The sequence below is a fragment of the Ornithinibacter aureus genome (assembly GCF_009858245.1).
GTDB classification, from domain to species: Bacteria; Actinomycetota; Actinomycetes; order Actinomycetales; family Dermatophilaceae; genus Fodinibacter; species Fodinibacter aureus.
Window position 1 is genome coordinate 1,789,231 of record NZ_VMSB01000001.1, and the last position, 12,990, is coordinate 1,802,220.

Below are 12,990 nucleotides of genomic sequence, written 5' to 3' on the forward strand. Positions count from 1 at the left end.
AGTGCCTCGGGAAGTGGACCACGTTAGCCGCGATTCGAGCGTCCGTTTGGGGTTCATGCAAGTCTTCGGCTGTGTAGCCAAGATCCGGCCAGTGGACCGATGGGGCGTCAAAGTGCGCCGGTAGGCCCACGGCCCGTGGGTGCCGAGCGCCGATGCTCGTACAGCGTGGTTGCCCTCCAACCTCAAATGCCGGAAGAGCCCGATCGGTAGCCGGTGAAGGCCGGGCCAACTGAATCCTTGTGGCACGTATGTGGCACGCGGCGCATGCTTGAGCATCGATGAATGTGAATACTTGCTGTTCATGAGGTGTAAGCGGGCATTGTGACACGATACCTCCTAATGAGGGAGTCACCGGCTGGGCTGCCACCGGGCCGCCGAGCGGGGTCCGTCCGCTGCAGTCACCTCGACTCGGCAGGTGGTCGCCTGCCTCCCAGGCCCGCATCGAGCTCTCGCCCCTCGTCGACCGACCGTCGACTGGTCCGTGCAACGCCCTTACACGACAGGCGGGGGCGCCAACCCGTCGTCGGGTCCTGAGGACTGGACGGTGACGACCCACCGGATCCATGCGGGACCCGCCCCATCTCAGCGCGCGGACACGTCGCGGCAGTAACCGCCGAGCTGGGTTCACCGCCTCAGGGCCTGCGATCGCGGCCAACGATCTGGCACGTATCTGGCACGCGAGGCAAATGAAGGACCCCTTGGCACCGCGTTTCCGCAGGTCAAGGGGCCTTTCGCACTGGTGGCAGGTGAAGGATTCGAACCTTCGAAGCTTTCGCGACGGATTTACAGTCCGCTCCCATTGGCCGCTCGGGCAACCTGCCGTGGTGCGCATGGAAGGATAGCAAGCCGCAACCCGGCACACCGAATCGACTCCAGGAGGACCCGTGGCGGACAGCTCGTTCGACATCGTCAGCAAGTTCGACAAGCAGGAGGTCGCCAACGCCGTGAACACCGCGGCCAAGGAGATCTCGAACCGCTACGACTTCAAGGGCGTGGGGGCCACCGTCGAGCTGGCCGGCGAGGTCATCAAGATCGAGGCGAACAGCGACGAGCGCTGCAAGGCCGTCCTCGACGTCGTCGAGACCTGGCTGATCAAGCGTGGCGTCTCGCTCAAGCACCTCGACATCCCCGAGGCCGGCCCCCGCCTGTCGGGCAAGGAGTACAAGCTCGACGTGCCGCTGAAGGAGGGCATCACCTCCGAGAACGCGAAGAAGATCACGAAGATCATCCGCGACGAGGGGCCCAAGAGCGTGAAGACCCAGATCCAGGGTGACGAGGTGCGGGTGACGAGCAAGTCGCGCGATGACCTCCAGGAGGTGCAGCGCCTGCTCAAGGCCGCCGACCTCGACATCGCGCTGAGCTTCACCAACCGCCGCTGAGCCGGCGCCCCTCGCGCGAACGTGGGTGATTATCGTCGTCCAGCCGACGATAATCACCCACGTTCGCGCGAGGGGTGAGGGGTGGGGTGGGGTCAGGGCCTCAGTCGAAGCGGCGGCGGCTGGCCAGCGCCTCGCGCAGCTCGTGGTTCGCGTCGACCAGCGCGCGCCGCACCCCGGGCGTCAGGTCACCCCGGGCCAGCATGGCGTTCGACGCCTCGAGCGTGCCGTCCTCGACCAGCGACGTCGGGTGCATGGCACTGACCACCCGGGACACGGCGTCATCGCCCATCCGCCCGGACAGCCCGACGAGCAGGTCACCGACCTGCGCGACGTACGGACGCAGCAGCGCGGCATCCGGCGCCGTCCAGAACCCTCCGGCGATGGCGAGCGCCGCGTAGTTCGACAGCTCGGCATCATCGCGCAGGCGCCCCCACGCCCACTCCTTGGCCTGCGCGCTCGGCCGCACGGCGCGCACCCCGAGGGCAGCCAGCGATCCGGCCAGCGAACGGTCTGCGGCCTCGGCTGCCTCGATCTCGTCATCACCGAGCACACCGAGGGTCGCGAGCCGGCGCAGCACCGACCAGCGGAAGTCCTCGTCACCGACCAGCACCGCGGGGATGCCGTCGCCCGCCGCCCAGCGTCGCAGCCGGTCCTCGTCGACGCCGGTTCGCGCCCAGACCCGCGCAGCCAGCACGGCCAGCGCATCGCCGGACACCCCCTCGACACCGGCCGAGCGCTCGAGGAGGGCATCGGCGGAATCCGCGACCCGGGCACGTGCTCCTTCCTGCTCTCCCGGGGGCAGGAAGAGCGGCACGACCTGGTTCGTCATGAGCAGCGAGACCCGCGAGAGCACGGCCGCCGAGTCCTCCCGCGGCCAGGCCGTGACGAACACCGAGAGCACGGTGCGTGGGTCGACCTCGCCGCGGGCCACCGACCCGAGCAGCGAGACCCACAGCACCGAGCGGGCGGAGGCGTCCGGCAGGTCGGCGAGGTTGCCGGGCAGCCCCTCGATCGTGGCGGCGTCGAGCGCGACCTCGGCCCAGGTGAGGTCCGAGGCGTTCGGCACGACGAGCGCCCCGGTCGGCACGTCGGCCAGGCCCGGCACAGGGGTTCGCTCACCGTCGACGACGAGCTCGACCCGCGCGACCTCGCGGCCACCCACGAACGCGGCGACGTCGAGCGTGTGCGCCCGGTCGGCCGGGTGCGCCTCGGGCGCGACCCGGGTGAGCACGTCACCCTCGAGGCCGACGCGGTCGGCACCCGCGGTCTGCAGCCAGGCAGCGCTCCATGCGGTGAGCGATCGCCCGGCCGCGCCCTCGATGGCGGCGATGAACTCCGCGAGCTCGCCGTTGCCGAACGCGTGCGAGCGCAGGTACTCCCCCACCCCCACGACGAACGCGTCGTCACCGATGTGCGCGATCAGCTGGCGCAGCACCGAGGCCCCCTTGGCGTAGGAGATGCCGTCGAAGTTGCCCAGGGCCGACAGTGCGTCCGGAGCGGGCGACCCCGCCACGGGGTGGGTGCTGGGAGCCCGCTCGGCGGCATACCCCCACAGCTTGCGCATGACGCCGAACTCCACCCAGGGCTCGTCGAACCCGCCGACGGCGGAGGTCACCCGGTAGGCCATGTACTCGGCGAACGACTCGTTGAGCCACAGGTCGTCCCACCAGCGCATCGTCACGAGGTCGCCGAACCACATGTGGGCCATCTCGTGGGCGATGGTGTTGCTGCGCTGGAACACCTGGTCCGGGGTGGCTGCTCCACGAAAGATCATCTGGTCGCGGAAGGTCACGCAGCCCGGGTTCTCCATCGCGCCCGCGTTGAACTCCGGCACGAACACCTGGTGGTACTCCCCGAACGGGTAGCGGATGCCGAACAGCCGGTGGTACTCGTCGAAGCTCGCCGCCGTTACGTCGATCATCTGCTGGGCCTGCTCTCGCAGGTGCGGCTCGAGCGAGCGTCGGGCGTGGATGCCGAGGGGGATGCCGTCGTGCTCGGCCCGCACGGACACCCACGGCCCGGCGCAGACCGTGACGAAGTACGAGGCGAGCGGCCTCGCGGTCGCCAAGGAGGTGCGACCGGGGGCGAGCAGGGTGGCGGCGCCGTTGCCGAGGACGGTCCAGGCCGCCGGGGCGGTGACGGACACCGTGTACGGCGCCTTGAGGTCGGGCTGGTCGAAGCAGGCGAACACCGTCGGCGCGGCGTCGAGGAAGAGGTGGCCGTAGACGTAGTCCGCGCCGTCGGCGGGGTCGGTGCTGCGGTGCAGCCCCTGGCCGTCATGGCTGTAGGCCATCGTCGAGTCGACCTCGAGGACGTTGGTCTGCGCCAGGCCGGTGAGAGTGAGCCGGCCGTCGGTGACGGATGCCGGGTCGACGTCGGTTCCGTTGAGGGAGACCGCGTGCACCTCGTGGGCGCGCAGGTCGACGAATGTGTCGGCGCCGGGTTCGCGGCACGAGAAGTGGATCGTCGTGCGGGAGCCGAACACCTCCGGCCCCCGGTCGAGGTCGAGATCGACCTCCATGGAGTCGACGGCGACGAGGGCGGCGCGGGTGAGCGCCTCTGACCTGGTGAGCGACGGCATCCCCCCACCCAACCAGACGACGCCCGGCAGTGAGTGCGGAAGTGGTGGCCCTGGCGACCACTTCCGCACTCACCGCGGAACGGGGGATGCTCTCCATCGTCATGCTGCTCCAGCTCATCTGGGACGTGCGCGTCGTCACCCAGATCAAGCTGCTCCAGGATGCCGGCGGTGTCGCCAACGAGACCAACCTGCTCGGCCCCTACGTCTACCAGCTCGGCACCGGCAAGGTGACTTCGGTACCGCGAGTGCCGATCAGGGGTTGATGCGGTGGCCGTACGCCATCTGCTCGAGCCGCGCGATGCGCTCGGCCATCGGCGGGTGGGTCGCGGTGAGGCGGGAGATGTCCTGCGCCCGGAAGGGGTTCGCGATCATCATGTGGCTGGCGTTGACGAGGTCCTGGGTCGGGGCCAGTGGCGCGCGGGCCACGCCGAGCTCGAGCTTGCGCAGCGCCGACGCGAGCGCCAGCGGGTCGCCGGTGAGTTCGGCGCCGTCCTGGTCGGCGTCGTACTCACGGGTGCGCGAGATCGCCAGCTGGACGACCATGGCCGCGAACGGAGCGAGGATGGCGAGCGCGAGACCCGCGATGGGGTTGCGGTTCTCGTTGTCCGAGCCGCCACCGCCGAAGATCATCCCCCACGACAGGAACTGGGCGATCGTGGAGATGACACCGGCGATCGCCGCGGCCACCGAGCTCGTGAGGATGTCGCGGTTGTACACGTGCATGAGCTCGTGCCCGAGCACCCCGCGCAGCTCACGCTCGTCGAGCAGGGCGAGGATGCCCTGGGTGCAGCACACCGCGGCGTTCTCGGGGTTGCGGCCGGTGGCGAAGGCGTTGGGCGCCTGGGTCGGTGAGATGTAGAGGCGGGGCATCGGCTTGCCGGCCTTGGTCGACAGCTCGCGCACGATCCGGTACATCTGCGGGGCCTCGGCCTCGCTGACCGGTTGGGCGTGCATCGCCTTGATGGCGAGCTTGTCGGAGTTCCAGTAGCCGTAGAACGTCGTCGCCACGCCGATGAACGCGAAGACGAGGAGGAAGATGCTGCTGCCGGTCATCTGGGCGACCATCCAGCCGATGGCGAGCAGGATCGCCCACATGCCGCCGAACAACGCGGCGGTCTTCAGTCCGTTGTGGTGCCTGTGCATGTTTCCTCCAACGCAGCGAGCAGGCCGGTTCGTTCCGTCATGACACCAGACCGAGGAGCAATCCCGGTAGGGCACTGAGCAGCACGAGCAGCACCGTTCCCGCCACGAGGACCACCCTCGCCCCACCACCGGATGCCGGGGTGCTCACCTCGTGCGTCGCGGCGCCCGGTTCGCTGCCCTCGTCGGCATCCCCGCGTGCGCCCGCGTCGCCGATCAGCACCGCGAACCAGCGCAGGTACACGGCGATGCCGAGCACCACCGCCACGACGGCCACGAACACCAGCGGCCACAGCCCCTGCTCCACGGCCGGGCGGAGCGCGACGACCTTGGCGACGAGGCCGATGACGCCCGGCGGCAGCCCGGCGAGCACGAGCAGCGCGAACGCGAGCGCACCCCCGGTCATCCGGTCACGCCGCAGCAGCCCACGCATCCGGGACAGCGGCCCCGCCCCCACCGCGGCGACGGCGGCGAACGCCACGACGGTGGCCACGGCATACGTCAGCACGTACACGGCGGCAGCGTTCATGCCGGCGGTCGTCAGCGCCGCCAGCGGCAGCACCACCCATCCAGCCTGCGCGACGGTGGACCACGCGAGCAGTCGGGTCACGTCGTCCTGACGCAGGGCCATGACGTTGCCGAGCAGCATGGATGCCGCGGCGAGCGTGCCGAGCACGATGCTCACCTGCCGCAGGTCCCCGGGCACCCCGACGAAGGCCTGCACGACGACGAGGAGGGCTGCCGCGGCAGAGATCTTCGAGGCCGCCGCGAGGGCGGTGGCGGTGCCGAGGTCGGCGGTGGAGTACGCCTGCGGTGTCCAGGCGTGGAACGGCACGAGCGAGAGTTTGAACCCGAGCCCGGCGAGCAGCACGACCGCCGCGAGCACGAGCACGCCGCGTCGGTTCAGGTCCGCCCAGGCGAGCGCCACGGTGTCGGTGCCGAACGCGGCATCACCCGTCGCGGTCATCCACAGGGCCACCCCGAGGACGAGCAGCGCGAACGACGTCACCGAGGTGACGAGCAGCGTGAGCGCGCCGTGGGCGGCGGAGCGGGTGCCACGAAGCGCCACGAGCGCGACCAGGGGGATCGTGGCGAGCTCGAGCGTGACCAGCCAGGTGCCGAGATCGCGCGAGGCCGCGACGCCGGCACCGCCCGTCGCAGCGGCGAGCAGCAGGGCGGTCGTCACCGTCGTGTCGCGCGGGCCGCCGTCCCGGTCGTGCAGCAGGGCGAGCGCCGCGGCCGTCGCTGCGAGGATGCCGACCTGGAGGGTGCCGGTCATCGGGCTCCCGGTCCACAGGCAGGCCCCCTCGGGCGCCGGGAGGCACAGCGTGCGCACCGCATCGTCCGCGGCCTGCACCGCCGAGATCAGGGCACCGACGACTCCGACGACGAGCACGGTCAGCCCCAGACCGACCTGCCAGTCGCGGCGCCCGGGCAGAAGCGCGTCACCGAGGAGCACGAGCACGCCCCCGATGGCGGGCAGCAGCGCCGGCGCCAGCGCAATGGCGTCGATGCTCACGAGGGATGCCGTGCTCAGGGCCGTCATCATGGCCACCACGCGATCAGCTGGCTGACCGCACCGGCGGTGCGGTCGAGCACGATCCCCGGGAAGACTCCGAGGACGATGACGGATGCCGCGAGCACCCCGAGGATGCCGAGTTCGGTTCCGTGGGCGTCGGGGGTCACCCGCTCCCCCTCCCTCAGGGCGTCACCGACCCAGATGGTGCGGGCCACCCGGAGGGAGTAGGCGGCAGCGAGTGCGGCTCCCACGGCCGCGAGGACCGCGCAGACGATGAACTGCGCACGGGGGCGACCGTCGGCCGGCGACCACGCGGCATACACGGCGAAGAACTCACCCCAGAACCCGGCCAGGCCGGGCAGCCCCAGGCTCGCGGCGAGGCCGAGCACGAGCAGGAAGCCCAGCCGCGGCGACGACTCCCGAAGAGCTGGTCGCGACACCGTGAGGTCGACGCCGCCCCACCGTGCCTTGAGGCCGCCGACGAGGAAGAACAGCAGGGCCGAGATGACGCCGTGGGCGATGTTCGCGAACAGGGCCGCCTGCAGACCGGTCTCGGAGCCGGCTGCGAGGGCCAGCACGACGAATCCCATGTGGGCGACGGAGGAGTAGGCGATGAGGCGCTTGAGGTCGCGCTCGACGAGGCAGATCAGACCACCCCAGATGATCCCGACGACACCGAGGACCGCGAGGACCGGGGCGAGCCGGGCGAACCCGTCGGGCACGGTGGCCACGGGGAGGCGGACCAGGCCGTAGGTACCCATCTTCAGCAGCACGGCGGCCAGCAGCACCGACCCGGCGGTGGGGGCGGTGGTGTGCGCCGACGGCAGCCAGGTGTGCAGGGGGACAACGGGCACCTTGACGGCGAGCCCGGCGACGAGCAGGCCTGCGACGAGCAGCTGGCGATCCGCGGTGAGCGCCCGGCTCGCACCGTCGGCCAGGGCCCACAGGTCGGAGGTGCCGGCCGAGGTGACGAGGGTGAGGATGCCGACGAGCATCAGGGTGGAGCCGACCGCCGTGTAGAGCACGAACCGGTAGCCCGCCTCGGTGCGGGCGGCGGCGTCGTGCGGGTCGCCGTACCGGCTGATCAGCACCCACATCGGCACGAGGACGAGTTCGAAGGCGACGAAGAACAGCACGGCGTCGCGGGCGGTGAAGGTCGCGAGCGCACCGGCCTCGACGAGCAGGAGGCACCCGAGGAACGCTGCGGGACTGCCTCCGGCCGGCAGGTCGACCCAGGCGTGGGCGGCCACGAGCACCCCGATGGCGGCGGTGAGGAGCACGAGCGGGACGGCGATGCCGTCGACGCCAAAGGACCAGCGCACCCCGAGGTCGGGCAGCCACGCGCGGTCGACGCTGGACCCGGCAGCACTGACGACGACTGCGACCCCGAGCGTGAGCACGGCGGACACCGCGGTGACGATCCGGGCGAGCGCCACCGACACGTCGCGTCCCGCGGTCACGAGCCACAACCCGACGGCTGCGGGCAGGGCGAGCAGCAGGCTGATCATGAGGCGAGCACCCCGACCATCGCGAGCACGACGACGGCCCCGAGGACGAGCCCGATGGCCGAACTCGGCCGCTCCCCGTGGTGGGCCCGGGCTCCGAGCCACCCGGCGGCCCGGGTGGCGACGGCCGCACCCCGCACGTAGAGGTCGACGACCTCGGTGTCGAGGAACGCGACGACGCGGGCGAGCCCGAGCACCGGTGTGACGGCGACGGCGCGGTAGAACGCGTCGGCGCCCAGCCCGGCATCCGCGTGGGGAACCAGGCGGGCCGCGAGCACCTGCGCCGGGTCCTTGTCGAGGCCGCCACGCAGGGCCGCGGCGACACCGACGGCGATGATGAGCGCGGTGATCGCGATCCAGGCGAGCGAGGCCGACCCGACGTCGAAGGCGTCGGTGAACAGGACGAGGCCGCCGATCGCACTCAGCACGACGAGCCCCCCGAGCACGACCCGGACCACGGGTGGCACCGGCGTCGCCCCGACCCGCTCCCCCACCTCGCTGCTGCGGACGTGGGCGGTGAGCAGGAGGTAGGCACGGGTGCAGTAGGCGGCGGTGACGGCGACCGTGACCAGCAGGGCGACGAGGACGACCAGCCCCGGCCCGGACTCGACGGCACCGTGCCACGCCGCGGCGATCACGTGTTCCTTGGACAGGCCACCGACGACGAAGGGCACCCCGGCGAGCGACAACAACCCGAAGAGGAAGGAGACCCGCAGGATCGGGATCGCGGCGGCGCTGCCGCGCAGGGTCGTGACCGCCGTGCCACCGGCGATGACCGACGCCCACCCGATCGCGAGGAACAGCAGGGCCTTGAAGATGGCGTGCGACCACAGGTGGAACAGACCGGCATCCGGCCCTTCGGCCAACGGCGCGGCGGCCAGGGCCGACAGCATGACCCCCACCTGGCTGACCGTCGACCACGCGAGCAGGCGCTTGAGGTCGCTCTGGGCGAAGGCGAGCACCGCGGCGAGCACCATCGTCACGGCGACCGAGAGGCCGAGCACCCAGCGCGCCGGGTGGCTCAGGGCGAGGACGGGGAAGAGCCCGGCGAGCACCACGGTGCCGGCCGCGACCATCGTGGCCGCGTGGATGAGGGCACTGGCGGGGGTCGGGCCCTCCATGGCGTCGGCGAGCCAGTCCTGGAAGGGCACCTGCGCGGACTTGCCGAGCACACCGATGACGACGAGCGTCATCGCGACGGCCCGCGCGGCGCCATCGGCACCGTCGGCGCCCTCGCTGGACCAGGCGTCGACGACGCCGGTCAGGCTGGTCGTGCCGGCTCCGGCGGCGAGGCCGACCATCCCGAGGACGAACCCGATGTCGGCGACGCGAGTGACGAGGAACGCCTTGTGGGCGGCCCGGCGGGCGCTGTGCCGACGCGACCAGTGCCCGATGAGCAGGTAGGAGCACCAGCCCATGACCTCCCACCCGATGACCGTCAGCACGAGGTCGCCGGAGAACACGACGAGGAGCATGGCCGCGGTGAACAACGACACGGTGGCGGCGAACCGGGGGTAGCGGTCGTCGGTGCGCAGGTAGATCGCCGAGTAGGCCTGCACGCACAGCGCGACGAGGGCGACGACGGCGCCGACGGCCAGACGGGTCGGGTCGCTGAGCAGGGCGAGCGGCACGCTCAGCTCACCGGCGGCGACTCCCGGCCCGGCCGCCTCGAGGGCCTCGGCACCAGCGGCCCAGGCCACGAGAACGAGCACGAGGGATGCCGCGCTCGCGCCCACCGCGAGCCCCTTGGCCAGCCGCTGGTCGCGCAGGTTCTGCCCGGCGAACAGACCGATCAGCGATGCGAGGGCGGGAAGGGCCACCACCGGCCACGGGTTCACGGGGCCTCCCCGCTGCGCTCGTCGAGGTCGATGCGCTCGCGCTGCCGGAAGGCCGCGAGGATGACCGCGAGGGCGACGACGACCTCGGCCGCCGCGATGGTGATGACGAACAGGGGCAGGATGCTGCCCGCCGCCCACCGGTCGGCCGCGGCTGCCTGGGTCGTGACGAGCAGGACGAGCGACCCGCTCAGCACCAGCTCGACCCCGACGAGCACGAGCACGGCGTTGCGGCGTACGGCGATGCCGAAGACGCCGAGCCCGACGAGGGCGCTGGCGAGCAGGTAGGGGCCGGCGAGGTGGATCACGACGGCCGCCCCTCGCGGGGGATGCGCGACACGGCCAGGGCCGCGACCAGCGCGATGAGCAGCAGCACGGAGAGCAGCTCGAAGGGCCAGACCCACGTGGCGAACAGCTGCCCGGCGACCTGGGTGCTCGTGACGTCGGCGCGCTGCACCGGGTCGCCGGCCAGGGGCACCAGCACCGAGCCGAGCAGCACGGCGACGGCGCCACCGAGCAGCGCGGCCCCGCCGGTGCGCGCCGGGCCGACGCGGTGGGCCAGGTCGGGGCCGATCGGGGCCCTGGTCAGCATGAGCGCGAAGAGCACCAGCACGACGACGGCGCCGACGTAGACGAGCACCAGCACGAGCGCGACGAGTTCTGCTCCGAGCACGAGCAGCGAGCCGGCCACGCCGAGCAGGGCGACGACGAGCCAGAGCGCCGCGTGCACGACGTGGCGGGTCGTCACGGCGAACAGGCCACCGATGACGGCGAGGAGGGCCGTCGCGGCGAACGCCGTGTCCAGGGCCGTCACGGGGAGGCCTCGCCGGCATCCGGGGGCGGTGATCCTGCATCCGGAGGTGGCGACCCGGCATCCGGTCGCGGTGAACCCGCCGCGCGCGGACGCACGGTACGCGGCATCCGCGGCCCACTTCCCCCGGCGCCCCCGGCCCCGCCCGCGAGGCCGGCGCCGCGCGCCGGGCGGTTGGCCGCCGCGATCTCCGCCGGCTCGGCCGCTTTCTCGTCCAGGGCCGGCGGCGGCGGCACGCTCGCCATCCACCCGCCGAGGCGGTCCTTCTCGTGGAGCAGGTCGAGCAGGTCGACCTCGGCGTACTCGAACTGGGGGCTCCAGTGCAGCGCGTCGAACGGGCAGACCTCGATGCAGATGCCGCAGTACATGCACAGGCTGAAGTCGATGGCGAAGCGGTCGAGGACGTTGCGCTGGCGATCGCGCCCGCCCTCGGTCGTGGCGGGGATCGTCTCCTTGTGCGAGTCGATGTAGATGCACCAGTCGGGGCACTCGCGCGCACAGAGCATGCACGAGGTGCAGTTCTCCTCGAGCAGCGCGATGACGCCACGACTGCGCGGGGGCAGCTCGGGTGCGACGTCGGGGTACTCGGCGGTGTGCGTCGGGCGCAGCGCCGTGCGGGCCGTCGTGATCAGGCCCTTGAGGATGCCGGGCAGCGGCCTCACCAGCCCATCACCACCCCGGCGCCGGTCAGCAGCAGCTGAGCGAGCGCGATCGGGACGAGCCAGAGCCACGCGAGGCGCTGGAGCTGGTCCTCGCGCAGTCGCGGCCAGGCGACGCGCACCCAGATGACGAGAACGGCCACACCGAATCCCTTCAGCAGGGTCCACAGCCACCCGAGCGTGCCCTCGAACGGCCCGTGCCAGCCGCCGAGCCACAGCACGGCGAACAGCAGGGACATGACGACGATGCCGGCGTACTCGGCGAGCAGGAAGAACGCGAAGCGCAGCCCGGTGTACTCGGTCCAGGCGCCCATGACGAGCTCGGCGTCGGCGACGGGCATGTCGAACGGGGGGCGCTGCAGCTCGGCGCACGCCGCGACGAGGAAGACCAGCCCGCCCGGCAGCTGCCACAGCAGCCACCACGGCGACCAGGCCTGCGTGAGGGCCATGAGCGAGAGCGACCCGCCGGCCATGGCGATCGAGGCCAGCGCAAGCACGATCGGCAGCTCGTAGGACACGAGCTGCGCGGCGGCGCGCAGGCCCCCGAGCAGGGCGTACTTGTTGGCGCTGGCCCATCCGGCCATGAGGGTGCCGAGGGCCCCGACCGACGTGGCGGCGAGCACGAGCACGAGCGAGCCTGGCACGTCGACTGCAGCAACCCCGGGATGGATCGGAATGGTTGCCATCGCGAGCAGGTACGGGATGAGCGCGACGGCCGGGGCCAGGCGGAACACCCACCGGTCGGCCGCGCGCGGGGTGATGTCCTCCTTCTGGACGAACTTCACCCCGTCGGCGACGAGCTGGGCCCACCCGTGGAAGCCACCGGCATACATCGGTCCGAGCCGACCCTGCATGTGGGCCATGACCTTGTGCTCGGCCTGCCCGACGAGCAGCGGCAGCACGAGGAAGGCGGCGAGCACGGAGGCCGCGCGCAGGGCCGCCTCGAGCAGGCTCACCGCGGGCCCCACTCGGGTGGAGGGACGCCGGGTGCCTGGACACGGCGGCGGCTCGGCGACTTGGCGGAGTCGTGACCCTCGCCGGGTTCCTTGCCCCCGGGCCAGGGTTTCGAGGCCCGGGCGGCGAGCTGGAAGGACTTGCGCAGCGGTGTGCCCTCGAAGCCGTCGGGCAGCAGCAGCGGGCGCAGGCCCTCGCCGCTGCCGTCGTCGAACCCGGTGAACTCGATGCCGAACATCTCGTGGGTCTCGCGTTCGTGCCAGGCGGCGCCGGCGAAGAGGTCGGTGGCCGAGTCGACGGGCTCGCCGTCGGGGACCCTGGCCACGATGAGGATGCCGTCGAGCGCACCCGGGGTGCGCACGTCGAGCAGGTGGGCGGTGACGTCGAAGCCCGGTGCGGCCTCGTCGTAGGTGCGGTCGACGGCACTCAGCCAGTCGAAGAAGGTGAAGCCCTCGTCGCGGGCGGCGGCCAGGGCGTCACGCCACTGCCCGGCCTGAACCACCCGCGTCTGATCCGCCACGTCGGCAGCCTAGCGACCGGGCTGCCGGGGCGCCCCCGACCGGCCGCACGAATGGCTGTGGGGTGCCAAACGCGCGATTGGCCGCGC

At 71.9% G+C, this 12,990-nt stretch carries 12 protein-coding genes and 1 tRNA gene; 2 read left to right on the forward strand and 11 right to left on the reverse strand.

What is annotated here, in order from left to right; translation table 11 throughout:
• Positions 1-737: 737 nt before the first annotated feature.
• Positions 738-821 (reverse strand) — tRNA-Tyr (locus tag C8E84_RS08465).
• Between the two features lie 63 nt (positions 822-884).
• Between C8E84_RS08465 and C8E84_RS08470 the strand changes: the two genes are divergently transcribed.
• On the forward strand, positions 885-1,379 hold the full coding sequence (locus tag C8E84_RS08470) for a YajQ family cyclic di-GMP-binding protein (protein ID WP_159901231.1): 495 nt from the start codon (positions 885-887) through the stop codon (positions 1,377-1,379).
• Positions 1,380-1,479: 100 nt separating this feature from the next.
• Here C8E84_RS08470 and pepN read toward each other — a convergent pair whose 3' ends face one another.
• Positions 1,480-3,960, reverse strand: coding sequence for an aminopeptidase N (pepN, locus tag C8E84_RS08475; protein WP_159901233.1), 2,481 nt, complete (start codon positions 3,958-3,960; stop codon positions 1,480-1,482).
• Between the two features lie 29 nt (positions 3,961-3,989).
• Here pepN and C8E84_RS08480 point away from each other — a divergent pair, with 29 nt between their 5' ends.
• Positions 3,990-4,223, forward strand: coding sequence for a hypothetical protein (locus C8E84_RS08480; protein ID WP_211675452.1), 234 nt, complete (start codon positions 3,990-3,992; stop codon positions 4,221-4,223).
• On the opposite strand, the gene htpX is transcribed toward C8E84_RS08480, so the two are convergent.
• From htpX to C8E84_RS08525, 9 genes are read right to left on the reverse strand one after another with little or no spacing between them, the layout of a single operon-like run.
• The gene (gene htpX / locus C8E84_RS08485) at positions 4,213-5,103 is read right to left on the reverse strand and encodes a zinc metalloprotease HtpX (RefSeq protein ID WP_159901235.1); all 891 of its coding nucleotides are present in this window, start codon (positions 5,101-5,103) and stop codon (positions 4,213-4,215) included. The two genes, C8E84_RS08480 and htpX, sit on opposite strands and share 11 nt — an antisense overlap.
• A gap of 37 nt (positions 5,104-5,140) precedes the next feature.
• Positions 5,141-6,649, reverse strand: a complete 1,509-nt coding sequence (locus C8E84_RS08490; protein WP_246196854.1) for a proton-conducting transporter transmembrane domain-containing protein — start codon at positions 6,647-6,649, stop codon at positions 5,141-5,143.
• Positions 6,646-8,127, reverse strand: coding sequence for a complex I subunit 4 family protein (locus C8E84_RS08495; protein ID WP_159901237.1), 1,482 nt, complete (start codon positions 8,125-8,127; stop codon positions 6,646-6,648). Before C8E84_RS08495 ends, C8E84_RS08490 begins: the two co-directional genes overlap by 4 nt.
• Entirely contained in the window at positions 8,124-9,962 is a 1,839-nt protein-coding gene (locus C8E84_RS08500; protein ID WP_211675453.1) for an NADH-quinone oxidoreductase subunit 5 family protein, read from the reverse strand. Before C8E84_RS08500 ends, C8E84_RS08495 begins: the two co-directional genes overlap by 4 nt.
• Positions 9,959-10,267, reverse strand: coding sequence for an NADH-quinone oxidoreductase subunit NuoK (gene nuoK, locus C8E84_RS08505; protein ID WP_159901239.1), 309 nt, complete (start codon positions 10,265-10,267; stop codon positions 9,959-9,961). Before nuoK ends, C8E84_RS08500 begins: the two co-directional genes overlap by 4 nt.
• Positions 10,264-10,773, reverse strand: a complete 510-nt coding sequence (locus C8E84_RS08510) for an NADH-quinone oxidoreductase subunit J family protein (protein ID WP_159901241.1) — start codon at positions 10,771-10,773, stop codon at positions 10,264-10,266. Before C8E84_RS08510 ends, nuoK begins: the two co-directional genes overlap by 4 nt.
• Entirely contained in the window at positions 10,770-11,432 is a 663-nt protein-coding gene (locus C8E84_RS08515; protein WP_159901243.1) for a 4Fe-4S binding protein, read from the reverse strand. Before C8E84_RS08515 ends, C8E84_RS08510 begins: the two co-directional genes overlap by 4 nt.
• Positions 11,429-12,385, reverse strand: a complete 957-nt coding sequence (locus C8E84_RS08520) for a complex I subunit 1/NuoH family protein (protein ID WP_159901245.1) — start codon at positions 12,383-12,385, stop codon at positions 11,429-11,431. The genes C8E84_RS08515 and C8E84_RS08520 overlap by 4 nt, the downstream gene beginning before the upstream one ends.
• Complete coding sequence (locus C8E84_RS08525) at positions 12,382-12,903, reverse strand: NADH-quinone oxidoreductase subunit C (RefSeq protein WP_159901247.1); 522 nt, start codon at positions 12,901-12,903, stop codon at positions 12,382-12,384. Before C8E84_RS08525 ends, C8E84_RS08520 begins: the two co-directional genes overlap by 4 nt.
• Between the last annotated feature and the right edge of the window lie 87 nt (positions 12,904-12,990).

What these genes read in the sequence shown, in the direction of transcription:
- pepN (WP_159901233.1), bottom strand. Translation starts at nt 3,960, where the DNA reads ATGCCGTCGCTCACCAGGTCAGAGGCGCTCACCCGCGCCGCCCTCGTC.
- C8E84_RS08490 (WP_246196854.1), bottom strand. Translation starts at nt 6,649, where the DNA reads ATGATGACGGCCCTGAGCACGGCATCCCTCGTGAGCATCGACGCCATT.
- C8E84_RS08495 (WP_159901237.1), bottom strand. Translation starts at nt 8,127, where the DNA reads ATGATCAGCCTGCTGCTCGCCCTGCCCGCAGCCGTCGGGTTGTGGCTC.
- htpX (WP_159901235.1), bottom strand. Translation starts at nt 5,103, where the DNA reads ATGCACAGGCACCACAACGGACTGAAGACCGCCGCGTTGTTCGGCGGC.